Annotated in this window: 30 protein-coding genes; 22 read left to right on the forward strand and 8 right to left on the reverse strand. The window is 43.1% G+C overall.

What is annotated here, in order from left to right; all coding sequences use genetic code 11:
- Positions 1-1159: 1159 nt before the first annotated feature.
- Positions 1160-4093 (reverse strand): tetratricopeptide repeat protein, encoded by a 2934-nt coding sequence (locus P2A85_RS19340; protein WP_377474813.1) that lies wholly within the window; start codon positions 4091-4093, stop codon positions 1160-1162.
- A gap of 678 nt (positions 4094-4771) precedes the next feature.
- Positions 4772-5761 carry a GTP 3',8-cyclase MoaA gene (moaA, locus tag P2A85_RS19345; protein WP_377474815.1) on the reverse strand — a complete coding sequence of 330 codons (990 nt, stop codon included), beginning with the start codon at positions 5759-5761 and terminating at the stop codon, positions 4772-4774.
- Positions 5762-5926: 165 nt separating this feature from the next.
- Between moaA and P2A85_RS19350 the strand changes: the two genes are divergently transcribed.
- The 10 genes from P2A85_RS19350 to P2A85_RS19395 all read left to right on the forward strand — a co-directional run bounded on the left by P2A85_RS19350 (position 5927) and on the right by P2A85_RS19395 (position 13262).
- Positions 5927-6379, forward strand: a complete 453-nt coding sequence (locus P2A85_RS19350) for a nitrate reductase associated protein (protein ID WP_377474817.1) — start codon at positions 5927-5929, stop codon at positions 6377-6379.
- Between the two features lie 350 nt (positions 6380-6729).
- Positions 6730-7182: an ATP synthase subunit I gene (locus tag P2A85_RS19355; protein WP_096831462.1), complete on the forward strand. Its 453-nt coding sequence runs from the start codon at positions 6730-6732 to the stop codon at positions 7180-7182.
- A 50-nt stretch (positions 7183-7232) separates the two neighbouring features.
- Positions 7233-7991: a F0F1 ATP synthase subunit A gene (gene atpB, locus P2A85_RS19360; RefSeq protein ID WP_377474819.1), complete on the forward strand. Its 759-nt coding sequence runs from the start codon at positions 7233-7235 to the stop codon at positions 7989-7991.
- 127 nt (positions 7992-8118) lie between these two features.
- The gene (gene atpE, locus P2A85_RS19365) at positions 8119-8364 is read left to right on the forward strand and encodes an ATP synthase F0 subunit C (protein ID WP_006631105.1); all 246 of its coding nucleotides are present in this window, start codon (positions 8119-8121) and stop codon (positions 8362-8364) included.
- A gap of 102 nt (positions 8365-8466) precedes the next feature.
- On the forward strand, positions 8467-8952 hold the full coding sequence (locus P2A85_RS19370; RefSeq protein WP_377474823.1) for a F0F1 ATP synthase subunit B': 486 nt from the start codon (positions 8467-8469) through the stop codon (positions 8950-8952).
- An 87-nt stretch (positions 8953-9039) separates the two neighbouring features.
- Positions 9040-9567 (forward strand): F0F1 ATP synthase subunit B, encoded by a 528-nt coding sequence (locus P2A85_RS19375; protein WP_377474825.1) that lies wholly within the window; start codon positions 9040-9042, stop codon positions 9565-9567.
- Between the two features lie 3 nt (positions 9568-9570).
- Positions 9571-10116, forward strand: coding sequence for an ATP synthase F1 subunit delta (atpH, locus tag P2A85_RS19380; RefSeq protein ID WP_236506809.1), 546 nt, complete (start codon positions 9571-9573; stop codon positions 10114-10116).
- Positions 10113-10241 (forward strand): hypothetical protein, encoded by a 129-nt coding sequence (locus P2A85_RS19385; RefSeq protein WP_377474827.1) that lies wholly within the window; start codon positions 10113-10115, stop codon positions 10239-10241. Before atpH ends, P2A85_RS19385 begins: the two co-directional genes overlap by 4 nt.
- Before the next feature lie 203 nt (positions 10242-10444).
- Positions 10445-11962: a F0F1 ATP synthase subunit alpha gene (gene atpA, locus P2A85_RS19390; RefSeq protein ID WP_377474829.1), complete on the forward strand. Its 1518-nt coding sequence runs from the start codon at positions 10445-10447 to the stop codon at positions 11960-11962.
- Positions 11963-12308: 346 nt separating this feature from the next.
- Positions 12309-13262, forward strand: a complete 954-nt coding sequence (locus tag P2A85_RS19395) for a F0F1 ATP synthase subunit gamma (protein WP_340524573.1) — start codon at positions 12309-12311, stop codon at positions 13260-13262.
- A 166-nt stretch (positions 13263-13428) separates the two neighbouring features.
- On the opposite strand, the gene P2A85_RS19400 is transcribed toward P2A85_RS19395, so the two are convergent.
- Both P2A85_RS19400 and P2A85_RS19405 read right to left on the reverse strand, forming a co-directional pair.
- On the reverse strand, positions 13429-13737 hold the full coding sequence (locus tag P2A85_RS19400; RefSeq protein ID WP_341731400.1) for a DUF2442 domain-containing protein: 309 nt from the start codon (positions 13735-13737) through the stop codon (positions 13429-13431).
- Positions 13718-13954 (reverse strand): DUF4160 domain-containing protein, encoded by a 237-nt coding sequence (locus P2A85_RS19405; protein ID WP_341735831.1) that lies wholly within the window; start codon positions 13952-13954, stop codon positions 13718-13720. The genes P2A85_RS19400 and P2A85_RS19405 overlap by 20 nt, the downstream gene beginning before the upstream one ends.
- 108 nt (positions 13955-14062) lie before the next feature.
- Here P2A85_RS19405 and P2A85_RS19410 point away from each other — a divergent pair, with 108 nt between their 5' ends.
- Positions 14063-14431, forward strand: a complete 369-nt coding sequence (locus P2A85_RS19410) for a hypothetical protein (RefSeq protein ID WP_377474832.1) — start codon at positions 14063-14065, stop codon at positions 14429-14431.
- Between the two features lie 17 nt (positions 14432-14448).
- On the opposite strand, the gene P2A85_RS19415 is transcribed toward P2A85_RS19410, so the two are convergent.
- Genes P2A85_RS19415 through P2A85_RS19425 form a run of 3 tightly spaced genes read right to left on the reverse strand, consistent with a single transcriptional unit; the run spans position 14449 to position 15200 of the window.
- Positions 14449-14661, reverse strand: coding sequence for a helix-turn-helix domain-containing protein (locus tag P2A85_RS19415; protein ID WP_106149042.1), 213 nt, complete (start codon positions 14659-14661; stop codon positions 14449-14451).
- Between the two features lie 56 nt (positions 14662-14717).
- A complete protein-coding gene (locus P2A85_RS19420; protein WP_293154889.1) occupies positions 14718-14930 on the reverse strand; it encodes a helix-turn-helix transcriptional regulator in 213 nt (70 codons plus the stop codon).
- A 57-nt stretch (positions 14931-14987) separates the two neighbouring features.
- Entirely contained in the window at positions 14988-15200 is a 213-nt protein-coding gene (locus tag P2A85_RS19425) for a helix-turn-helix domain-containing protein (protein WP_106149040.1), read from the reverse strand.
- A gap of 232 nt (positions 15201-15432) precedes the next feature.
- Between P2A85_RS19425 and P2A85_RS19430 the strand changes: the two genes are divergently transcribed.
- The 8 genes from P2A85_RS19430 (at position 15433) to P2A85_RS19465 (ending at position 22721) form a co-directional block, all read left to right on the forward strand.
- Entirely contained in the window at positions 15433-15834 is a 402-nt protein-coding gene (locus tag P2A85_RS19430; protein ID WP_377474835.1) for a hypothetical protein, read from the forward strand.
- A 242-nt stretch (positions 15835-16076) separates the two neighbouring features.
- Positions 16077-16223 carry a hypothetical protein gene (locus tag P2A85_RS19435; protein ID WP_377474837.1) on the forward strand — a complete coding sequence of 49 codons (147 nt, stop codon included), beginning with the start codon at positions 16077-16079 and terminating at the stop codon, positions 16221-16223.
- A 187-nt stretch (positions 16224-16410) separates the two neighbouring features.
- Complete coding sequence (locus P2A85_RS19440; protein ID WP_377474839.1) at positions 16411-17631, forward strand: restriction endonuclease; 1221 nt, start codon at positions 16411-16413, stop codon at positions 17629-17631.
- Positions 17624-19222: a hypothetical protein gene (locus tag P2A85_RS19445; protein WP_377474841.1), complete on the forward strand. Its 1599-nt coding sequence runs from the start codon at positions 17624-17626 to the stop codon at positions 19220-19222. Before P2A85_RS19440 ends, P2A85_RS19445 begins: the two co-directional genes overlap by 8 nt.
- On the forward strand, positions 19219-19677 hold the full coding sequence (locus P2A85_RS19450) for a hypothetical protein (protein ID WP_377474843.1): 459 nt from the start codon (positions 19219-19221) through the stop codon (positions 19675-19677). Before P2A85_RS19445 ends, P2A85_RS19450 begins: the two co-directional genes overlap by 4 nt.
- Positions 19678-19785: 108 nt before the next feature.
- The gene (locus tag P2A85_RS19455; protein ID WP_377474845.1) at positions 19786-20283 is read left to right on the forward strand and encodes a DUF29 domain-containing protein; all 498 of its coding nucleotides are present in this window, start codon (positions 19786-19788) and stop codon (positions 20281-20283) included.
- 503 nt (positions 20284-20786) lie between these two features.
- Positions 20787-21968 carry a GTPase family protein gene (locus P2A85_RS19460; RefSeq protein WP_377474847.1) on the forward strand — a complete coding sequence of 394 codons (1182 nt, stop codon included), beginning with the start codon at positions 20787-20789 and terminating at the stop codon, positions 21966-21968.
- Positions 21969-22175: 207 nt separating this feature from the next.
- A complete protein-coding gene (locus P2A85_RS19465) occupies positions 22176-22721 on the forward strand; it encodes a Uma2 family endonuclease (protein WP_377474849.1) in 546 nt (181 codons plus the stop codon).
- A gap of 140 nt (positions 22722-22861) precedes the next feature.
- Here P2A85_RS19465 and P2A85_RS19470 read toward each other — a convergent pair whose 3' ends face one another.
- Positions 22862-23053, reverse strand: a complete 192-nt coding sequence (locus tag P2A85_RS19470; protein WP_377474851.1) for a hypothetical protein — start codon at positions 23051-23053, stop codon at positions 22862-22864.
- A gap of 9 nt (positions 23054-23062) precedes the next feature.
- Between P2A85_RS19470 and P2A85_RS19475 the strand changes: the two genes are divergently transcribed.
- The 3 genes from P2A85_RS19475 to P2A85_RS19485 all read left to right on the forward strand — a co-directional run bounded on the left by P2A85_RS19475 (position 23063) and on the right by P2A85_RS19485 (position 24773).
- Positions 23063-23380 (forward strand): 2Fe-2S iron-sulfur cluster-binding protein, encoded by a 318-nt coding sequence (locus tag P2A85_RS19475; RefSeq protein ID WP_377474853.1) that lies wholly within the window; start codon positions 23063-23065, stop codon positions 23378-23380.
- Positions 23381-23445: 65 nt separating this feature from the next.
- Positions 23446-23649, forward strand: coding sequence for a hypothetical protein (locus P2A85_RS19480; protein ID WP_096831487.1), 204 nt, complete (start codon positions 23446-23448; stop codon positions 23647-23649).
- On the forward strand, positions 23649-24773 hold the full coding sequence (locus P2A85_RS19485; protein ID WP_377481590.1) for a DUF3326 domain-containing protein: 1125 nt from the start codon (positions 23649-23651) through the stop codon (positions 24771-24773). Before P2A85_RS19480 ends, P2A85_RS19485 begins: the two co-directional genes overlap by 1 nt.
- Positions 24774-24804: the final 31 nt, after the last annotated feature.

The raw sequence follows: 24804 nt of genomic DNA on the forward strand, positions 1-24804 counted from the left end.
ATTCTACCGTTTGTAGGGAAACGGCAGTGCCGTGTCTTGAATTTTGGGTGCTCCTTTGCATCGAATAAATCGAGTTTTTTCGAGAATTCATTGATGATAATTGAATTAGATTTGCCAGTCGGTTTCAACCGACTTTCGCTATGAGACGGGGAATTGATTCCCCGGCGGGCTTGTGGGTGAATGCAAAAACTATTGAATGCGAAAGATTTTGGGTAAGCCACATAGTCCGACAGGGGTTAAAAACCCCTGTCTCATAGCGAAAGTCCTCTGAAAGAGGACTGATGAGTTCTTTATTTTTTCAGGCGAAGGATACAACTATGTTGTGTTGCTACAGATGATATTTATTCTACCGTTTGTAGGGAAACGGCAGTGCCGTGTCTTGAATTTTGGGTGTTCCTTTGCATCGAATAAATCGAGTTTTTTCGAGAATTCATTGATAATAATTGAATTAGATTTGCCAGTCGGTTTCAACCGACTTTCGCTATGAGACGGGGAATTGATTCCCCGGCGGGCTTGTGGGTGAATGCAAAAACTATTGAATGCGAAAGATTTTGGGTAAGCCACATAGTCCAACCGGGGTTAAAAACCCCTGTCTCATAGCGAAAGTCCTCTGAAAGAGGACTGATGAGTTCTTTATTTTTTCAGGCGAAGGATACAACTATGTTGTGTTGCTACAGATGATATTTATTCTACCGTTTGTAGGGAAACGGCAGTGCCGTGTCTTGAATTTTGGGTGCTCCTTTGCATCGAATAAATCGAGTTTTTTCGAGAATTCATTGATAATAATTGAATTAGATTTGCCAGTCGGTTTCAACCGACTTTCGCTATGAGACGGGGAATTGATTCCCCGGCGGGCTTGTGGATGAATGCAAAAACTATTGAATGCGAAAGATTTTGGGTAAGCCACATAGTCCGACAGGGGTTAAAAACCCCTGTCTCATAGCGAAAGTCCTCTGAAAGAGGACTGATGATTTCTTTTTGAAGGCTGACGCGCGGGGGCCAGAAACCGGGTTTTTTCGAGAATACTTCGTTGTGATGCGTAGATTCGGGCAAAAACCCGGTTTCTTTGTCGGAGTGCGTAAATCCTGTGAACTTTTGGTGTAAGTTAACTGGACAAATCCGCCTCCTGAATGCCGCATCTTTACTACTTGCGATCGGGCTAACTGCTGACAGTATCTTCACCAAAATCATTGAGAATTTTTTTCAGCAAATTGCGCCTATTGTAAACCGAATTATCATTAGGAGCAATGGCTAAAGATCTATTCATCATTTCCAACGCCTCTTCACAATTTTTGAGTGCTTCTTGTTTGTCAGATAATTGTAGTTGCAAAATACTCAATCTTAGCAGCACACCTCCTTTGTTGTTGAGAGCAGCGATATCATCCGGTGCAATAAGTAAAACAGAATTAAAGGCAGCGATCGCCTCTGAGTAAGACTGTTTTGCCGCCTCAAATTCACTTAGCCCTGCTTGCAATTCACCCAGACTTTGAAGTGCATTTCCTTTGATATTGAGAGCAGGGATAAAATCCGGTGCAATAAGTAAAACAGAATTATAGACAGCGATTGCCTCTGAGTAAGACTGTTTGGCCGCCTCAAATTCGCTTAGCTGTGCTTGTAAACTACCCAGATCTATCAGCGTATTTCCTTTGTTTCTGAGGCATCTAGAATCATCTGGTGCAAGTTGTAAAGCAGAATTACAGACAGCGATCGCCTCAGAATACGATTGTTTGGCAGCCTCAAATTCACTTAGCTGTGCTTGCAAATCACCCAGACTGTGCAGCGCAGTCCCTTTATTGTTGAGAGGAGTGGTATCATCCGGTACAATAAGTAAAGCAGAATTAAAGGCTGCGATCGCCTCTGAGTAATACTGTTTGGCAGTCTCAAATTCACTTAGCCGTGCTTGCACATCACCCAAACTTTGCAGCGCAAGCCCTTTGCTGTTGAGAACATAATTCGCATCCGGTGCAATAAGTAAAGCAGAATTCAAGACTGCGATCGCCTCTGAGTAAGACTGTTTTGCAGCCTCAAATTCTCTTAGCCTTGTCTGCACATCACCCAGAAAGTTCAGCACTAGCCCTTTGGTATTGAAAAGATTAATATAATCCGGTGAAATAAGTAAAGCTAAATTACAGGTAGCGATCGCATCTGAGAAAGACTGTTTTGCAGCCTCAAATTCTTCTAGACTTATCTGTAACCTACCCAGATTTAGCAGCACAAACCCTTTGCTGTTGAGCGTATTGAGATCGTCAGGATTTGTGATGAGTGCGCGATCGTAAGCTGCAACTGCCTCCAAATACTCTTGTTTTGCTTCGGCATATCGAGCTAATAAATAATAGTAAAATCCTTCAGCTCGTGAAATCAGTCCCAGCAAATAATCACTTTTAATCCACAACTCCTCTCTAACTCCTAGCAGCGACTTGCATACCTCATAACGACTCTTGTTTAAAACTCCATTAAACACCTGTTGCCATTGGCTCGCACCTCGCTCCCAATCCAAGCGATTAGCATGAAAAATTGACTCGGCCATATCCCCCACTTCCCAATAATGCCTCTCTAAAAATTTATGAGCCCTGCGAGTTTTCGGATTATCCCTTTCCGCATCCAAGCGCCGCAATAAATCATGAATCCGATACCAATTATCCCCCCGCTTTTCCGATTTCCACACAAAGGAAAAACCCGTCAAAACCTCAAAATTTGCACTACTTGCCTGGAAGTGACAACCCCCTCCCAATTTCATGTACAAATCCTGATCAAAAGCGCGGCAAGCACTCAGCGAATGCACCGCCGATCGCACTTCGCGATCCACATACAAAAGCAACCGATCCGTTAACTCCGCAGTCTTATTTTCCAACTTCGGAATCCGCGCAAAATCAGAGGCCAGCAACTCAATTCCCCGCCTTCTTTCTGCCAGCACCACATCCGCGCACAAACCTAAATAAAACGGATGTACCTGCAAATTCTCCCAACTCTCATCAGGATTGACGCTGGCATATTTAATCACAGCATCAGCCAAATCTGCCTTGTCAATCTCGACTTTGTGCAAGTAATCCCTAGCATCGGCGGGAGACAAATGCCACACCAATTGTGCATCTATATAATCTGCGGGAATCGGAAACCTTGACGCATTCGGCCACCGCAGTTGTGTGACAGGACAATCTCGCCCCGCCACAGCAACCACAATCCCCAATTTGTAATCCAATGCCCTCAACAACCGCCGAAACCACTCATCTTGATACCAAAAAGTTGCACCTTGAGAATTGCGTTTCTCATCCCACATTTTCTCGTGAGTATCGAACAGCATCACGAGGCGATCGGGTTTATTTCTACCAGCCATTGCCGCATTCAAATCACCTGCAAACAATTTCGGCAAACAGTCGATTAACTCAGTATCAATATCTTTGCGGCGAATTTCATCAGCCTTTTCATCGCTGACACCCAAGCGATTTTGAATTAATTTCATCGCCCGCTTAATGCCGCCCAATTTATCTATCCCTTTCAGCATTGCTACAGCTTGCGCCACCACCGGAAATTCGGCAAAAGTTTCAATGGCTGGTGTCAGCAATTCCATCACATCATCGGGGAAAAGTTGGCTGAGAGTTGCGTTTGACTCGCCTTTGTTCAGCAAATACCAAAAGCAAGCAAAGTCATAATTGGGAAATTTAAATTTGTATTTCTTTGTGACTGCTGCGACATTTCGCCGCAGCATCAGCAAGCCGTAAAATCTATCTTGCGGTTTGTCTTCTTTTATCGGTATCAATCCGAAATCGTGTCTGACTACGGGGATGGGAGTGTAGCTTTTGGGTTCTGCATTGCGGACGAAATCAGCAACTTCGGCGGCTCTTGATTCTGGGAGTGCGCGCAATTGTTGCCAAACCTGGGGTGGAAATTTTTTGCAGCAGTGATACTGCAAGTGTTTTAAGAGCAATGACTTGCCGTTGCCTCCATCCCCGAAAAAATACAAAATTTGTTCGCGGGGCTGGTCTTCGTTTAAATAAAAGGCAAATCGGCGGGTAAATTCGTGTCTGTCTGTGAAGAGTTGCAGTTTGCGATCGTCGCTGATTTCGATTTGAAAATCTTCGTCATCAATTGGCATAATTGTTATTGTTTGGGGGGATTTTATGTTAAGGTCGAGTTGAGTTTTAGATTAATTTAATGGGTCGTTGCACATATTCCGCTCCCCCTAAATCCCCGTTCATAAGGGGGACTTTGAATGCGCTCTTGTCCCCCCTTACTAAAGGGGGTGAGGGGGGATAAAATTCGGGAGCAGCCTTACAAAAAATTGGTATTATCCCTCTAGTTTAACAAATATAGCGTATTCCAATTTTGTAGGAAAACGGCACAGTCCATTGGTGTCAACTTAAGGTACAACCGATAGTCCGCCGTTCGTTTCAACCCCCGTCTCAAAGCGAAAGTCCTCTCAAAGAGGACTGAAGAGAAGAATTTTCAACTCATTAGTCCTCATAGCGAGGACTTTTGCTATTAGACAGGGGTTTCAACCCCTGTCGGACTCGTGAACCCACTAACGGACTTGGCGGGCTGACAGCTTAAGTTGACACTCCTTGGGCACTGCGCTTTCCTGAAAGGCTAGTGGCGATCGATCGCACGTATCCTTGATTAATCTCGAATCTGCTATAAATTATGGCTCTAGGGTTGAAAAAGAGCGATCGAGATGGTGTTCGTTAAATACCTGATTTATAATTAACCACAGAGAACGCAGAGATTACAGAGAGGGGGAGAGAATATCGAGGGAATACTAAAATCGGAATTGATATTACCCGCCGATTTGAGACATTGTGCGGCTATAATTTCCTTGAGTAGTTCCCGAATCTCGCTGCTTGAAATTAATCTCCGGTTTAATCTCCAATATCTGCTGCACCCGATCGCGCAATTCGCCTGTAGACACCCCATTCCGTAAAGCAGTTTTCAAGTCAATTTGCCCAGTTTCGTTCAGCAGACAAGGCCGCAGCCACCCGTCAGCAGACAAACGCATCCGATTGCACCGATCGCAAAAACACTCGGACATTTGGCTGATAAACCCTAAAGTACCCTTCGCCCCCGGAATTTGAAACACATCCGCCGGCCCATTTCCGCGCACTCCCGACTCCGCTAAACCATATTTATCGCTAATTTGTTGCCGCAAATCTGCCGATGCTACCCAACCCTTGTCGCCAAATAAATCGCCATTTCCGATCGGCATAAACTCAATAAAACGAACGTGCCAATTCCGGTTAATAGTTAATTCTGCCAACTCCAATATTTCGCCATCATTCACACCGGGAATCACCACCACATTCAACTTCAGCGGATCGAATCCAGCTTGATAAGCCGCTTGAATTCCCTGCCAAACTTGCATCCAGCGCGATCGACCCCGACTACCAATTATCTTATCAAAAGTCTCCGGTTCCAGCGAATCCAAACTAATATTAATCCGGCGCAAACCAGCATTGTAGAGATTTTCGGCCATTCCAGCCAGCAAAAAGCCATTAGTTGTCATTGACAAATCTCGCGTTTCGGGCAAAGATGCGATCGCCCCAACCAACTCAACCACCCCAGGGCGCAGCAGCGGTTCCCCACCCGTCAAGCGAAACTTAGTAAATCCCACAGGTATGAAAACTTCCCGCAGCAAAGTTAGCAATTCCGAGTGAGTTAACAACTGCTGCTGCAAAACATAGTCCAACTCGCTACCTTCCGGCATACAGTAGAGACAGCGGAAATTGCAGCGGTCTATTAAACTAATCCGAAGGTAGTCTACGGGATTCATGTCAATACTTTGTAATATTATTTAATTATAAATGCGGAGTCGATTTTCTGCAATTATTGATAGAAAGCAAAAAACCTCCATCGATTTCTCTCTCCTCTCTTCCTCTGCGCTCTCTGCGCCCTCTGTGGTAAATAAAAAAAATCTAATTTGCAAATCCATATATCTATGACATTCTTTAAATTTGAAGCTGACTTTGTAGAAGCCCTTCGCTGCATTCCAATGCAAGTACGCCTCAAATTAGATACTTGCGGCATTAAACTCAAGTTGCAAGATTGGAATCATTTTACTCAAGCAGAACGCCAAACACTTGTAGAGCTTCCTTGCTTGACAAGTCCAGAAATTACCGAATATCGAGAACAGCTAAACCAAGTATTAATTCAACATACTGGTAAATCTGGCAGTGATTTAGCGATCGATCCAAATCCGCCGTGGATGGATGCTGCAACCATACCAGAATCTGTCACAGCCAAAGCCCAAGAGCTCGGATTGACTATTACTTTGGCACAATGGATGGCTTTGGGCGCGATCGAGCGATTTGCTTTAATTAAACTTAGTCGATCGAGCCACGAGAATAAAAACTTTCTCCCAGCGCTTCAAGAGTTTGGCATGATTGAATAAGCAACCCAACTTTTACTCATTATCCAGGCGAGGCAGAGCCTCTAGACATCGGTTCCTAGGCAGAGCCTAGGAACCAGTAATTTCGCACCCTCTACTCGTTACCAGGCTCTGCCTGGTAACGCAGATCCGGAGGCTCTGCCTCCAATTTACCCTTCGCCACGCGAGGCAGAGCCTCTGGACATCGGTTCCCAGGCTAAGGCCTGGGAACCAGTAACAAGATTTCTGACTCCCTCGACACCAAAAGCCAAAAAAATCATTAAATTAATTTTAAGTATTGTTACCGCAGCGTGGTAATATTTTTCTGAGCTTGCAAAGCACACGCCTGCTACCTGCATTAGTTTCTGAGCTTCGTGAACACGCCAAACACACCCACCCAACCCGCACCAGCAACCGAGGATCTTCCTCAGACTGGCACTGTCTCGACAGTCTCGTCAGAGACAGGTAATTCCATGCAAGACTTCTATCGCCTACAACAAGAGTTGTTGGTTTACACCCTTGCGTTTACAGGGATAATTTTTATCTCCGTTTGGATCTTTTACTCGCTCAACATTGCCCTGAATTATTTGCTTGGGGCGATCGCAGGTGTGGTTTACTTAAAGATGTTGGCTAGAGATGTTGAGCGAATCGGTAGCCAAAATCAGAAGATTAGTAAGACAAGGCTCGGTCTGCTTATTGGGTTGATGATAGTAGCAGCTCGGTTAGACCAGTTACAGATTTTACCCATATTTTTGGGATTTCTGACTTACAAAATTTCCCTGATGATTTACGTGTTGCGAAGTGCATTAGCACCAGACTACAGGTAGGTCAGGCAATCTAGCAATACTCAACTCATAGATTTGGGGAAACCCGTTGAATGGCAATGCTTGACGTTCTAAACACCTTTAATCGTTTCCCCCTGGCAGAATTGGAAGTTGGCCAGCAGTTGTACTGGCAACTGGGCAATCTGAAAGTGCATGGGCAGGTTTTTCTAACCTCGTGGTTTGTAATTGCCGTTTTAGTCATTGTTTCGCTTTTAGGAAGCAGCAAAATCCAACGAATTCCCAGCGGAATGCAGAATTTAATGGAGTATGCGCTGGAATTTATTCGCGACTTGGCTAAAAACCAAATTGGGGAAAAAGAATATCGCCCCTGGGTACCATTTGTTGGTACATTATTTTTGTTCATCTTTGTGTCAAACTGGTCTGGCGCTCTAATTCCTTGGAAGCTGATTAAGCTGCCATCGGGAGAATTGGGAGCACCTACGGCTGACATCAACACGACGATCGCATTCGCACTGCTGACTTCTCTGGCATATTTTTATGCAGGTCTCAGCAAAAGTGGCTTGGGGTATTTCGCCCACTATGTAGAACCGGTTCCTTTCATGTTGCCGTTCAAAATCATAGAAGATTTTACTAAGCCTCTTTCCCTAAGTTTCCGTTTGTTTGGCAACATCCTAGCTGACGAATTGGTTGTAGGAGTGCTAGTGTTGCTAGTGCCTTTATTTGTGCCTTTGCCAGTAATGGTTCTGGGACTATTTACAAGTGCTATTCAAGCTTTGATTTTTGCTACCCTAGCAGCAGCCTATATTGGTGAAGCTCTAGAGGGTGGTCACGGCGAAGAACATCACGATTAACTAACGATAAACGGCCCAGAATGAGGGAGGAAAATTAATTTTCTGAACTTGAACTTCCGGTCGTGAAATCGGACAATTCCGTAGAATTTCTGTTCTCAATTTTGTACTTTAGATAAGGAAAATCATCATGAACCCAACAGTTGCCGCCGCTTCCGTAATTGCCGCCGCTTTGGCAGTAGGTTTAGCCGCAATCGGCCCTGGCATTGGTCAAGGTAATGCAGCAGGTCAAGCTGTAGAAGGGATTGCCCGTCAGCCTGAAGCAGAAGGTAAAATTCGTGGTACCTTGCTGTTGAGTTTGGCGTTCATGGAAGCGCTGACCATTTACGGTTTGGTCGTAGCCCTAGTGCTATTGTTTGCCAACCCCTTCGCATAATAATTTGGGGTCCGATCGATTTTGGATTTTGGATGGTAATTAGATTCCAAAATCCAAAGTCGAAAATCTCAGATCGAATTAGGTGGGAGCCGTCAAAAAAACATGATGCACTGGACAGTATTACTAGCAGTTGAAGAAGCAGCAAAAGAAGGCGGACTTTTTGATATTGATGCTACTCTGCCTCTGATGGCGGTGCAGTTTTTGATTTTAGTCGCAGTCTTGAATGTAATTTTTTATAAGCCGCTCACCAAGTCAATTGAGGAACGGGCAGATTACATTCGTAACACTCAAGTTGCAGCGAAAGATCGCTTGGCAAAAGCTCAGCAACTAGCGCAGGAGTACGAGCAAAAACTGGGAGATACTCGCAGGGAATCTCAAAAGGTGATTGCTGTGGCTCAAGCAGAAGCTCAAAAAACCGCTGCGGCGAAAGTAGCTGAGGCTCAAAAAGAAGCTCAAGTCGCGCGAGAAAAAGCAGGACAAGAGATTGAGCAGCAAAAGCAAGATGCAATGCGATCGCTAGAACAAGAAGTGGACTCCCTGAGCCGCCAAATTCTAGAGAAGCTATTAGGGCCGGAGCTGGTCAAATAGTGAAATTGAATAGTTTTAGATTTTGGACTCTATCTAAAATCTAAAATTGGTTCAGCCAACCTGCACGCGCAATTATGGAAGACTATCATGGGGACTGTTTTATTGCTAGCCACAGAAGCTAGCCGGGAAGGTGGTTTCGGTTTCAATTTTGATATTTTAGAAACCAATCTGATTAACCTGGTCATTATTATTGCAGTGCTGTTTTATTTCGGGCGCGGTTTTTTAGGAAATATCCTAAATGAGCGGCGCACGGGTATCCAAGAGGCGATTCTCGAAGCAGAAAAACGCCAAAAGGATGCCGCAGCAGCTCTAGCAGAGCAACAGCAAAAATTGACTCAAGCACAAGCAGAAGCGGAACGAATTCGTGCTGCTTCTGAGGAAACTGCGAAGAAAGCTAAAGAAGCAATTCTAGCTCAAGCGGCGCAGGACGTTGAACGCATGAAAGCAACAGCAGGTCAAGAGTTGGAATCGGAGCGGGAAAGAGCGATCGCCCAACTGCGATCGGCTGTTGTATCTATGGCATTAGCAAAGGTGGAAAGCCAGCTAAAAACTAGCTTGGACGAAAACGCTCAACACCAATTAATCGATCGCAGCATTGCGTTACTGGGAGGCTAAAACGTGAGTAAAGTCAACACACAAGTTTTACAGCCTTACGCATCCGCTTTGATGTCATTGGCTAAGTCTAACAATCTTTCAGAGGAGTTCGGCAATGAGATTCGTTCTTTGCTGGGTCTGCTAGAAAGTTCTGAGGATTTGCGTCAATTTTTAGGCAATCCTCTGATTAAACCAGATGCTAAAAAAGCTGTGATTAAGCAAATAGCAGGGGAAGATATGAACCCCTTGATGCGAAGCTTTCTGAGCCTGTTAATAGATAAAGGAAGGATTCTTTTTTTAGAAGGTATTGGCAAACAATACTTGACCCAACTCCGAGAACTCAACCAAACTGTATTGGCTGAAGTTACCTCGGCTGTACCGCTTTCAGATGCTCAACAGCAAACTGTTCGCGAAAAAGTGCAGGCGATGACGAGTGCGCGGCAAGTGGAAATTGAAACCAAAATTGACGCAGATTTAATCGGCGGTGTCGTGATTAAAGTAGGCTCTCAAGTGATTGATGCCAGCCTGCGAGGACAATTACGCCGTCTCGGAATTCGCTTGGCTTCTTGATAGAAGAAGGAAGAAGGAAGAAGGAAGAAGGAAGAAGGAAGAAGGAAGAAGGAAGAAGGAAGAAGGAAGAAGGAAGAAGGAAGAAGGAAGAAGGTAATCATAAAACAGGAACTAGAAATGAATGAATTTCTACTGCCAAGTTATTAATACCAAATTCTTAGTAACAAATCCCCAGGAATTGCTACTGACGACTGACAACTGACAACTGACAACTGACAACTGACAACTTTGACAACTCACCCTTCGACTACGCTCAGGGTACAGTAACTTACCACTTACCACTGACAACTGACAATTAACAACTGACAACTGACACATAACAACTGACATGGCAGCAATCAGACCAGACGAAATTAGTAACATTATTCGCCAGCAAATTGAGCAGTACGACCAAGATGTCAAAACATCTAACGTCGGTACTGTTTTGCAAGTAGGCGACGGCATTGCGCGGATTTATGGCTTGGATAAAGCGATGTCCGGTGAATTGCTAGAATTTGCCGACGGCACCGTTGGTATTGCACTGAACTTGGAAGAAGATAACGTCGGCGCAGTGCTGATGGGCCAAGGTTTGGGAATTGAAGAAGGTTCGGCAGTTATTGCTACTGGCAGAATTGCTGAAGTCCCCGTGGGAGAAGCCATGTTGGGACGGGTAGTTGATGCTTTGGCCCGTCCGATTGACGGCAAAGGAGAAATTAAAACTACTGAATCTCGCTTGATCGAATCTCCGGCACCTGGGATTGTTTCTCGCCGTTCTGTTTACGAACCGATGCAAACAGGAATTACCGCGATTGATGCGATGATTCCAGTTGGTAGAGGACAACGGGAACTGATTATTGGTGACAGACAAACTGGTAAGACTGCGATCGCGATCGACACGATTATCAACCAAAAATCTGAGAACGTAATTTGCGTTTATGTGGCGATCGGACAAAAAGCTTCTACAGTAGCTAATATTGTCAACGTGCTGCAAGAAAAGGGCGCAATGGACTACACAATCGTAGTAGCAGCCAACGCTAGCGACCCCGCCACACTGCAATATTTGGCTCCTTACACAGGTGCTAGCTTAGCCGAGTATTTCATGTACAAAGGCAAGCACACTTTGGTCATTTATGATGACCTTTCCAAACAAGCACAAGCTTACCGCCAAATGTCCCTGTTGCTTCGTCGTCCTCCAGGTCGCGAAGCATATCCAGGAGACGTGTTCTATCTGCACTCTCGCTTGCTAGAACGGGCTGCTAAATTGAGCGATGATTTGGGCGAAGGTAGCATGACAGCTTTGCCAATTATCGAAACCCAAGCTGGTGACGTTTCTGCTTACATTCCTACCAACGTAATTTCGATTACCGACGGTCAAATCTTCCTTTCTTCTGACTTGTTCAACGCTGGTTTGCGTCCAGCAGTAAACCCCGGTATCTCGGTATCGCGGGTAGGTTCTGCGGCTCAAACTAAGGCAATGAAAAAAGTAGCCGGTAAGGTGAAATTGGAATTGGCACAGTTTGAAGAATTGGCAGCATTTTCTCAGTTTGCTTCGGACTTGGATAAAGCTACTCAAAACCAATTGGCCCGCGGTCAACGGTTGCGCGAACTGTTGAAACAAGGACAAAGTTCTCCTTTGCCGATGAACGAACAAGTTGCTATCATCTATGCTGGGATTAACGGCTACATGGATGACATTCCCGTAGAAAAAGTCAGCAAGTTTACTGTTGGTTTGCGCGATTATTTGCGGAATACTAAGCCGAAGTACGGTGAAATTGTTCAAGGTGGTAAGGCTCTGACTGATGAAGCTGAGAGTTTGCTGAAAGAAGGCATTACTGAATTCAAGCAAAGTTTCTTAGTTTCTGCGTAATTAGTCTTTAGTCATCAGTCATTAGTCATTAGTTAAGTTTCGATCCCCCCTAGCCCCCCTTATTAAGGGGGGGACAAGAGTGTTCAAAGTCTCCCGACTATCAGGGAGAGAATGGAAGCATTCAAAGTCCCCTTTAAGAAAGGAGAAACTAGAAGCACTCAAAGTCCCCCTTCTTAAGGGGGATTTAGGGGGATCGAGACTTCGAGACAAACGAGAGAGGCAGAAGGTTTCAGTCTTACAGTTGATACAAATCGGCTATGCCATGTCCCTACCGTAGCTAAACTTAAAAATTGATGGCTGGGAACTAAGAACTTAGAAATAAAGGCTAAGAAAAAAGGAGAAACTTATGGCAAATCTGAAAACTATTCGCGATCGCATTAAGTCGGTCAAGAACACTAAAAAGATTACAGAAGCAATGCGCTTGGTGGCTGCGGCAAAGGTGCGCCGCGCTCAAGAACAGGTTACTGCAACTCGGCCTTTTGCCGATCGCCTCGCAGAAGTATTGTACGGTTTGGCGGAACGATTGCAGTTTGAAAACCTGGATTTGCCGCTGTTGAAGAAACGCGAAGTTAAGACTGTGGGACTTTTGGTCGTTTCGGGCGATCGGGGTTTGTGCGGCGGCTACAACGGAAACATCATCAAGTACGCCGAAAATCGCGCCAAGGAACTGAAAGCCGAAGGCGTAGAGTACAAATATATCTTGGTAGGACGGAAAGCTACTCAGTATTTCCAGCGCCGGGAACAACCAATTGATGCGACTTACACTAACTTGGAACAAATTCCAACAGCACCGGAAGCAGCGATGATTGCTGACGAATTGTTGTCGCTATTCCTATCAGGAACTGTGGATAGAATTGAGTTGGTTTACACCAAGTTTGTGTCGCTAATTAGTTCTCGTCCAGTGATTCAAACCTTGCTACCTCTTGACCCCCAAGGTTTTGAAGTGCAAGACGATGAAATCTTCCGCTTGACTACCAAAGGCGGAGAGTTTCAAGTATCGCGCGAAAAGGTTTCTGCACCTACTAAGAAGAGTTTGCCCCGCGACATGATTTTTGAGCAAGATCCAGCGCAAATTTTGGATGCTCTTTTGCCATTGTATTTGAACAACCAATTGCTGCGGGCTTTGCAAGAGTCTGCGGCGAGTGAGTTGGCTGCGCGGATGACGGCGATGAATAATGCTAGTGAGAATGCTAGCGATTTGATTGGTAGTTTGACGCTGACTTATAACAAGGCGCGGCAAGCGGCAATTACTCAGGAAATCCTGGAAGTTTGCGGCGGTGCTGAGGCTTTGAATGGTTAGGTTAGGGTTGACAATTTGTTGATTTTATGCTAGGCGTCTGGGGGAACTCAGGCGCTTTTTTTTAAGATGATTCGGCGGTTGATTCGGCGGTTGATTCGGCGGTTGAAACCGCTTCTACACAAACGAAGTCCGCCTGCGCGGACTAAGAATAAGAAGGATATTTAAATTAGACTGTGTTCCCACGTTCTTCTAACCACCGCTGAAATGATTTCTGACTTTCTCCAGATGGTTTACCGAGAATGATATTTTTGACGCTAATATCTTCGTCAATATCAGGCCAGTGGATTCCCTGATTTTCACCAATAAATCGCCAATTATTGCGCTCGATCGGTGTACCATGCAATAGCCGAGGATACCAAGCTAAAGGAACAGAAATAGTACGACCATCGGATAGATCGACTGTCAGCGCATCATCTGTAAGAACTACCTGTTGCGCTTTCGGGATTTCTAACAATTCAACCATTAAAGAAGTCATTCCAACCTGCTAGCAACTGCTCTTGATTTTCTTCAACAATTTTTTGAAGGTTATTGATTTCTGTACGGCTGAAGCCCTTGTTATTTTGAAGGCGAACCGGACTAAGCCAAAACTTAGCTTCTTCTCGATCGCGCTCAACGTGAACGTGTGGTGGTTCATCCCGATCGCCCGCATAGCAAAAGAAACGGTATGGGCCGACGCGGAGTAACGTAGGCATTCAGGCTTATTGATGGCAAAATTACTTCTCTATTTTAACCGATGCACGAGCTTTCATCTCTGATATAGTCGAATTATTGAACCTGATTGTGCGATCGTCTTTAAAAAAATGACTAAAAAAATCTGGATTGTCTACAAAACCGAAAGCATGAGTTCTCCCGGCTGGGAAGAACGTCAGCTCATGCCGAGGGGTAGTTTAACTAATATACTTTGGGAGAATTGGACTTGGGAAAAAAATCCAGAAATTCCTCAAGTAGGGGACAAAACTCGCGATTACGAGAATCTATCTGAGCCTGGTAATGGAGTTACTCACGGGAAAGATGGAGACTGGGTAGTTACTCGCGTTCAGCAGTTTTCTGCTTTGGATACTGAGGAACGCATTGTGGTTTGTTACTGTTCTTACCAACCTGTCGCATCTGATTGGGAAGCCCTAACACAAAGCGAGTCTGTCAATGAAATGCTAGCAACTGTCGAGTAATAGTAAAATACGATCGCCTATTCCTGCACAATTTCCACCAAATCTTCAATCATTACATCAAAGGTGCGAGCCAATTTGTGTATGGAAATGAAATCAATAGTTGACACTCCCGGACAGCGGGCGTAGTGTCTGACGGTGCTGTAAATGACTCCCGATCGCTCTGAAACCTCTTTTAGCGTCCAACCTTTCTCAGCAGCAAATTCCCTGACTTTTAGTCTGACTAAACCCATACTTGACAAGTGATGGTGTACCATCATAGAATATTTTTATCGGAAAAGGCGATCGCCTAATCTTGGACAATCTCATACAAATCTTCGACCATCACGTCAAAAGTCCTCGCCAACTTGTCTAAGGCTGTGACGTCAATTGTTGCTAATCCGGGCGATCGGGCATAGGTTCTGAGCGTACTGTAGACTACCCCCGATCGCTCAGAAACCTCTTTGATCGTCCAGCCTTTCTCAGCAGCAAATTCTTTAACTCGTAATCTAATTAAGCCCATAAGCTATTGAAACCTGACTAATATCAGTCACAAAATTATACTACAAAACGCGATCGGCTACTCTTTGACGACCTCAACCAAATCTTCCACCATCACGTCAAAAGTACGTGCCAACTTGAGCAAACAAGTAAAATCAACCATTGCCATTCCTGGAGAACGCGAATAGGTGCTGAGGGTGCTGTAGTTGACTCCCGATCGGTCAGAAACCTCTTTGATCGTCCAGCCTTTCTCACCAGCAAATTCTCTAACCCGCAATCTAATTAAACCCATTGACAGACCACTAGATATAGTATATTATAATTTTATCGTAAAAAGCGATCGCCCCAACGTCTGCAAAACTTAAAGACGATCGCCTATCCAAATCAAAGTCTCCTAGGAATCAATCACACAGAAATCAATTCCACAGCAAATTAATCACATAGGACACTAGCAAATTAATCACATAGGACACTTAGCCACCATGTTAACAAAATTTTCGCGAAAATCAACCCCCAGAAACAGATTGAGCCGGTTTGTGACAAAAGAGGCGATCGCGCGGCTGCTAAAAATCAAGGTAGAACAAATATATCGCTTCGAGTGCTGGGCGCATATCCTGTACGTGCACGCCAAAGGGATGAGTCGGTTTGTGAGTTATGCCGACTTTCCGCCAGTGGTGGGAGTGGAATCGCCATCGGGTTTAGATTTTGGTTATTGGAAGCGGCGGATGGCGAGTCTGAAGGAGAGATACGCGCCGGATTTTTGGGTGGATTTTTATGCGGATAAATTTCGAGAGGCGGTTTCTGTTGCTGAATTGTTGGAGTGGGGGGAGTTGGTGGGGGTGGTTAAATTGATGTTAAGTGCGATCGCCCTAGAGTCGCTGCGAAAGGTTTACGCACAAGAGAAATCTCTGCTGGAACATTTCTAAATGCTGTCTGAACTCTTGTCCCCCCCTTGTTAAGGGGGGCTAGGGGGGATCTGAGATCTGTTAAAAAACCCGGTTTCTTTGCTGTGCGTAACTCCCATAAACTCCAGTCCCCTCCTGTAGGGGCGGTGCCCCCGTGCCCGCCCGCTAGGGTTCTGCCACAAATATTCAAAAAATTGGTTCAAGCTCGACAGCAACAGTTATAATCTCTCCATGTGCTTCCATATCTATCCCTCGTTAAGCCCATGAGTAACCTTTCAAACACCCCAGGCGATCGCGCTCCCTTAGCCCAATTCTTAGCCCAAGTCAGAAACGCAGGCAATGAGGGGGCGAAGGTTCGGCTATTCTTTGAATGGGCAGAGAAATTTTGCGATCGCGTTGGTGAAGGATAGCAAGAAGGCGGTTCTAGGACTTATCACAGAAGTCAGAAGGCAAATTCAATAATTGCATTTTACTTATGACTCCAAAACCGCTATAATCTCTTAAGAATATGTTTTTTCACTAAGTAAGATGGTAGTGTTTTCACTGTCTTGCGATCGCCAATATAATTATCAATTTCCCAAAAAACGATTAGATATTATGTCCAATAAACCCATTCAAAAAATTCTTTTCGGAAGCCCCGGAACCGGAAAAAGTTATAGAGTCAAAAATGAAATAATTCCTAACCATTTGAATATAACTGATCAATCAAATATTATTACAACTGTCTTTCATCCAGAATACACCTATGGCGATTTTATGGGTAAGTTGATGCCACTTACCGATGATAATCAGAAAGTCTCATACAGATTCTATACAGGACATTTTTTGAAAGCCCTTGGAAGAGCTTATACAAACATCATAAGCGCTCATCGAGATTATGAGTCAGCAAAAGAAAAGGTAAAAGATGACTACAGGCAGAGGCTAAGAGATGCTCGTGAATTAGCATCAGGTGCTAAATTGAACTCAAGTCAAACAGAGGAACTAACTAGATTAAAGGACTTAGTTGAAAAACCAACCCCCAACAATGTTGCATTAGTAATTGATGAATTAAATAGGGGAAATTCAGCAGCTATATTTGGTACAGTATTCCAATTACTTGATAGAGCTAAAGATGGGTGGTCAGAGTATCCGATTACCATTTCCGATATTGAAACTATTGGACTTTTAAAAGAAGCAGGTTTTTCAACATTCTATACAACGGAGAGTGGATCTTCAGAAAAGAAATACAAATCTCAAGGAACAGAGTGTAAGCAAAACGAATATAATGAGGCTCTGGAATTGGTTTTTGATGACTTAGAAGAAGATGAAAAAGTTAGTTTGCTAGAGAACAAAATAAAACTTCCGCCAAATTTATCTATTTTGGCTACTATGAATACATCTGATAACTCTATCTACTTCATGGATAGTGCCTTTAAACGTCGTTGGGATTGGGAGTTTGTAAATATTGAGGATGACAACCAAAGAGACGTAGTATCGAGCAGAAGAGTAAAACTTTACAACAATGATACTTGTGCATGGAATGATTTTGTTGATAAGTTAAATGAATTCATCCGCAGTCATTACAAAACAGTCAGGAAAATTGAGGATAAACAGATTGGTTACTTCTTTATTAATGAAGAAATTATAACGGAAGAACACATCAAAAATAAATTGATGTTCTTTATCTGGGATAGTGTTTTTAGTAACAATCGTAAGCCTTTGACTAAACTTTTGGGAATGACTGAAAGAGAAAGAGATTTAGTTACATTTGGACAGTTTACCCAAAAAGATGTTGTTCAAAAATTTGTTAAAAAAGTAATTGATTTTGTAAATGTTTGACCTCAGTAAAATAGATATCATTAAAACCGATCAAGAACGTGGCAACAGTAGCTATTCGTTCGTCGGTCTTCAGAGAAATAAGGAAACTGATCGGTTAGAGTTTTGGCTTCCGTTAGGATTCGATGATTTTGATCATACAGATTTTAACCTAGTCAAAGGTTTCTTCTTCAAGATGTACCGAACGTTCAAAACGTATCTGCAAAGAAAACAGAATGATATGCAGAGCAAAGACATAACTATTGATAGAGACGGAATTATTGAAAATGAAAACGGATTTAGTTTTATTAATGAAAATAATGAACAGGTAGTTTTTTATGGCAAACTAAATTCGTTAGATAAAATAATTGAGGGGTATGATGAATTGCGAATTTCGTCTTTAGAAAAAAAACAAATGAGAAGCCCCGAAATTGACTACTCAAAGATTCATCGGTATATGCACCAAGCTATCTATCTTGATAAGGATGTGATTTATATTGACGAAATGAATATTGCTAAAAATATTTTAATCAAAGAAAGTCCGCCAATTTTACAACTTTTTTGTTTTATTTACACCGAAATCAAAAGAGAGTTGGAAGAATTAGAAAATATTTCCGATAGGGCTGCCGAGCTTGCCGAGGAGTTTAAAGAAAACTATTTGCAACCTAACAGTAGTTTATTTGGCGAAGATACATTTGCCGAAACCGTAGATATTTTGAGGGAAACACTAGAAGATATTGACACTAAAACAGCCTATAAAGATGATGATTATTGGCATTTTTTTGAAGCAGTAGAGGCATTTTTATACGGAGAGCGACAAGAAGATAATAAAGGTATTTACTGGGGTTTTAGCAGTTTCTATGATATATGGGAGGATATGTGCCAAACTTATGTGCTCAATACACCTGAATATAAAAAAAGAGCAATGTTTGCAGATATTGGAGGATATCTTGAACAATTCCCAAATGAATACCCCATTAATCCATTTGAATTGAAATTAAATAAGTTTACAAGAGTACGTTACTTGCGTCCTGATTTAGTATTGAAAGAGAAAGAAAACCAAATAGAGAAGTTTTATGAAGCCACTTCAATAGGTTTGCAAGAAGGCAAGCCAGCCTCTCGAGTAAGACCGGTAAAGCTTTCCCTAAAAATAAGTTATCCAGAAATCTTCGATAAATATATGAAACTTTCTCGGAGTGAACCAAATAAACCAAGTACGGTAAATATTCGACCTAGATATATGTTTAATGAAGATTTAGAATTTTTTAAAGAATTTTTCAAGCAAACTGTTGGCTCCTCTATTAAAATTATCGACTACAAGTATATGCGTATTTGGGATTATGAAAGGTACTCACCAAACTATATTGATAATAATGGTGAGAACAAAGTAAAAGATGATATACAGAAACAGTTAGTCTATGAATGGTCGGTACAGCAGAATTGGGAGGTAAAAACTGAAAGTGAGTTTTGGATACCTTATTTCTCTAATGATCCGTTAGAGTTTGAAAAGAGACATCCAGTAGATAATACTTACTTTAACAAAAGCCAGATTAAACTGGTGAAAATTAATTTCAAAACACTTCAAGATTTTTATATTAAGCAAGGATTGGTATGATTAAACATAATTCTGCGAGTAGTGTTATCAGTATTTTTAATCCAGTTGTTTCACTAAATCCGCAAGTTCGGCAAATAGTGAATGAAGAGTTTATTTATCCAATTTTAGATAATTTTTTCAAAGATAAAGGAGGGATTAATTCTTATGAAGAGTTAGATCCTGATAAGATTCAAACTGAAATTGAGTTTAAAAAAAAGGACACCATAGAAAGCTATGTAAAATCCTATGTTTACAAAGAAGTGATGAATACAATAAGTAAAAATGATGATGGTACGATAAATTTCAAGCCCAGATATGTTGTTTCTTTTGACCAAGACTTAACAAACTTTCAAGAAGAAATGGGTGTCAAATATGGTGAATTGAGACTAGGAAACGAGGCTATTTTATATTTTATTTATATTGATTTACAGGAACTTATACGATTTATCAAGAATATTCCAATTGATGTAAAATAATGTGACACAAACCAAGGAAAATATAGCGAGTGAAATTGACCCCATATAGCGATAAATTATCGAATATGTTACACTTATGTGTAGAGAAGAGAAAGGGAGTCAAACAAAATGACAACTATCCAATCAATGACAACTGCAATAACATCCCTTTATGAACAGGATTTTTATCTGTGGTTACAGACAAATATCAACTTATTAAAAGAGGGAAAGTTTGCGGAAATAGATTTAGAGAACTTATTAGAGGAACTGGAAAGTATGGGGAAAAGCGATAAAAATGCTTTAAAAAGTAATTTGAGGGTACTTTTAATGCACTTAATTAAGTATAAATATCAGCCAGAAAAACGAATAAATAGTTGGAATTACACCATTCTAGAACATCGTAAACGCATCCGAGATACCTTCAAAACCAGTCCGAGTTTATATCGTTTTTTTGAAGAGATTTTTAATGAATCCTATCAAGATGCCAGAGAACTAGCCGCAGGTGAAACCGGTTTATCTATTGCGATATTTCCCCCAGAGTCTCCATTTACTGAAGAAGAAGTTCTTAATCCTGATTTTTTACCGCCTGACAGCGATCTGCCTGAAAATCCTGAGAATATTGAATAATGGAATCAGATATCTTTCTCTGTACCGATCGCTTGCTAGCTTAAACTACATTATATAACCTTTCATCCCACATTCGCGACCCAAAAGTCTCCTCCAAGCGTTCCACCCGTTCTGAAATCAAATTGCTACAATATCTTTGAGACTCCTCAGTCCGCGTAGGCGGACTTCGTTTGTATAGCCCCGAATTCTATTCGGCGGGCTTAACATTAACTTCGTTTGTATAGCCCCGAATTCTATTCGGCGGGCTTAACATTAACTTCGTTTGTATAGCCCCGAATTCTATTCGGTGGTCTTATACCAATTTTTTATGAGGCTGCATAGAATCTGATCCCCCCTAGCCCCCCTTAATAAGGGGGGGACAAGATTCTTCTCTTTCGTCCCCCTTCTTAAGGGGGATGCGAGGGGGATCTAGATCTGTGCAACGACCCATTAAATTGGTATTAAAATTAAAAATGAATGTTTAATCCAGATTTAATATCCCACCATTCTCGGAGCAAAGCGCCATGTCAGATGACTTTTCCCTAGATGAGCTTTTAATCAAAAGTTACGACGCCTTCAAAGACGCAGAAAATGATGTGGGACAGTGCAATGTTTTAGTCATCGGCAAAACCGGTGTCGGCAAAAGTACCCTGATTAATGCAGTTTTTCGCCAGCGTTTAGCAGAAACCGGAGTCGGCCGCCCCGTCACTCACGGTATCCGCCAATACACAAAACCGAATTGCCCGATCGCAGTTTACGACACTCCTGGACTCGAACTCAACGCCGAACAAATTAAAATAATTCAATTAAACGTTGCTAAACTGATTGAAGACCAGAGACTCCTGCACCCCAAAGAACACATTCACGTCATCTGGTACTGCATCAATCACGGCGCAAATCGCATAGAATCCGTCGAGGAAGGCTGGCTAAGAGAAATGGAAATCATGGATGTACCAGTTATTTTAGTGCTGACTCAAACTACATCGAAAAAACCGAGCGAGTTTTTCAAGCAACTGGAACACATGAATTTGCCAGTCAGTCAAGTTATCCCCGTCATGGCGGAACCGGAAGAAATTGATGAGGATTATACAGTAAAATCTCACGGTTTAGACAAGTTGGTCGATGCAACTTTTCAACTGCTACCGGAAGTAGCAAAAAAAGCCTTTGTCAAAGAACAAATTGCGAATATTTCACTTAAATCTGACATGGCATTTAAATATTTAAGTGCCTATGTTGCAGGTTCTGCGATTATCGGTGCAACTCCTGTACCGTTTGCTGATGCACCAATTTTGATGACGATGCAAACGGCAATGATTGCGAATATTACTGTGATTTTTGGAATGCCCTTTGATAAGGGATTTATCTCGGCGATGCTGTCGGCAATTAGCGGTGCTGGTGGGGTGACTGCTGTTGGTAGAAGTATTGTGACTAATTTGATTAAAATGATTCCGGGTGCTGGTACAATTGTGGGTGGAGCTATCTCCGGTGCAACGGCGGCTACTCTCACCCTTGCTCTCGGTTTGGCTTACATTGAAGTGCTGAAAGCTTATATGAAATCTCAAATTAATGGGGAAACACTTTCTTTGCAGCAGTTAACAAAGATGTTTGTGGATTTGTATAAGGATTATGCTTCGTCGGGGCGCAAAACTTTGAAGGATGATAATCGGAATCAACCAAAACCTCCCAATCAAATTAATATTGATTAAATTGGGCATAGGGCATGGGCATAGGGCATAGGGCATGGGGCATGGGGCATGGGGCATGGGGCATGGGGTAATGGTTAATAGTTAGTGGTTACTTGTTAGTTATTTTTATAATAACCAATTCCCTATTACCAATTCCCAATTCCCAATTCCCAATTCCCAATTCCCAAAGATTGCTATAATATAATTTAATTCTGCAAAAGGGAGTAAATGGCTATGGTAAGGGCAGCCGTTTTATCAGAAAATGTTTCTCTAGAAGACTTTATAGCCAGTCCCCCCGACGATATGGAATGGGTGGATGGGCAAATCGCGGAGAAAAATGGCATGACAGTAAAACACAGTCGCATCCAATCCAGACTAGATTATTCTTGGAGAAGCTACAAAAATTCTAGCGGACAAGGTGGCGAAGTCTATACGGAGGTTCCTTGTCGTACTGACAGGCGAGTACGCCGTCCTGATGTAGCTTATCTGACTTCTGAACTTGTTGCTCAATATGGTGATGTTCCTACTTTTCCTCAAAGTCCGCTGTTAGTTGCTGAAATAGTTTCTCCGACTGATATTGCGGAAGATGTTTTTCTGAAAGCACAAGAGTATTTGGATTCTGGTTGTCTGGAAGTTTGGATTGTTTTTCCAGAAAGTCGGTGGATATTGATAATGACTCAAACTCAAAAATTAGCGTTTAATTCCGGTGACGTAATCAGCACTCAGTTAGTGTTGCTGGGTTTTAGTGTTGCTGTTGATGAGTTGTTGGGTTGAAGGCAAAAATTAGTTATCAATAAAAAATTCTAATATTTTGGATCGAAATGCTTGAGAAGATGGCAATTTTTTGCAGGATAAAGTTGATAAATCAGTTCACGATCGCACTCCCACTCTCATAAACCGGGTTTCGACTTCGCTCAACCAGCAGGGTTTTTACCGAATCTCAGGGCTGCAACCTGTGTATTTTCCTCCATCAAACCCGGTTTATGAGCACCTATGCCTCCTGGAGTATAAATTTTGTAAATTTGCACAAAGTCTCCAATGGCGGTAATATGTTGATTGCTTTGTTTGCAGATATAGCGTAAATTCCGATCGCAATTAAAACCCATAATCAAAATATGTCCAAGACTTACACTGTAGAATTACTCCACCAAGGCAGCACTCATACCGTAGAAGTGCCGGAAGATCAACCAATTCTGCAAACTGCGCTCGCTGCGGGGATTGATTTGCCCAATTCTTGCAATTCGGGGGTTTGTACTACTTGTGCTGCTAAGGTTGTTGAGGGTCAACTTAAGCAGGTTGATTGTATGGGCGTTAGTCCCGAACTTCAGGCTGAAGGTTATGTGTTACTTTGCGTTTCTTTTCCCCGATCGAACTTGAAGATAGAAACCGAAAAAGAAGATATTGTCTACGATCGCCAATTCGGGAAATCCTAGAATTAAGTTAAAATGGATACAACTACCGATCGCGGTATCACCATTATGGAATTACGGACAAGCCTATGACTACCCATTTCATTTCCGCAGAAGTCCACCTCCACGATACAGCCGAAGAACTCCACTCGGCGATCGAGATTGAACTGCAAAAGCACGGTGAACCCCTGCGCTGGGCTGTCACAGATGTTGATGTCGATCGCCAAAAAGCAGTCGTAGAAGGCTATGTCCTCCTAGAATCCCCCGTAGCACCATCCCCCGCAACAGCGTGATCCTCCGTCCTTTCACAGTGGTTTTGATAGTGCCAACAGGCGTTGGAGCGTCTATCGGGGGCTTTGCAGGGGATGCCCTACCTGTCGCTAGGGCGATCGCCCAAGTTTCAGATACGCTGATTACTCACCCCAATGTCCTCAACGGCGCTCAACTCTATTGGCCTATACCTAACGCTCTTTATGTCGAAGGCTATGGCCTTGACAAATTTGCACAAGGATGCTGGGGTCTACAACCAGTACATCAAAATCGCATTGGCTTAATCCTCGATCGCGGCATCGAACCAGACTTGCAGTTGCGCCACTTGCAAGCCGTTGATGCTGCTAGAGCTACCTTAGGTTTGAACATAACAGATTATGTTTTAACCGATGTTCCCCTGAATGTAGAATTGCGAATGTCGGAATCAGGGGCATCTTGGGGGACGATCGCCAATCCAGACAGTCTATTACGCGCAGCCGAAAAATTAATTAGCCAAGCAAAAGTAGAGGCGATCGCCGTTGTAGCGAGATTTCCCGACGACGAAGGCAGTCTCGCCCTCGCCAACTACCGCCACGGCAAAGGAGTTGACCCTCTCGCTGGCGCTGAAGCAGCGATCAGTCACCTCATTGTCAGAACATTTAAAATCCCCTGTGCTCACGCTCCAGCCCTGTTGCCGCTACCCCTCGATCCGCATCTGTCACCGCGATCGGCTGCTGAAGAAATCGGCTATACTTTTCTACCCTGCGTGCTCGCCGGGCTGAGCAAAGCCCCGCAGTTTGTCACCCTGGGTACACAAGAGAGAGACACAGACAAAAACAGAAAGCATACCCAATTACCAATTACCAATTACCAATTACCAATTACCAAAGATCGAGTCGATGCCGTGGTTATACCCGCCACAGCCTGCGGTGGCAGTGCTATCCTGAGTTTGAGCGGGCGATCGGCTGTACAAATCATTGCAGTCGCCGACAACAAAACCCAAATGCAAGTTCCTCCAGAAAAACTCGGAATCAAAGCTTTGCAGGTAAACTCATATTTAGAGGCGATCGGAGTATTGGTCGCTTTACGAGCAGGCATCACACCAGTTGCCTTGGGTGCAGACATTTCCCCCTTGCGGTGTTTGTCGGACTCAACTAAACAAATCTAAAATCTCAAATCTTAAATTTAAAATTGATTAA

The sequence above is a fragment of the Microcoleus anatoxicus genome (genome assembly GCF_042465725.1).
GTDB classification, from domain to species: domain Bacteria; phylum Cyanobacteriota; class Cyanobacteriia; order Cyanobacteriales; family Microcoleaceae; genus Microcoleus; species Microcoleus anatoxicus.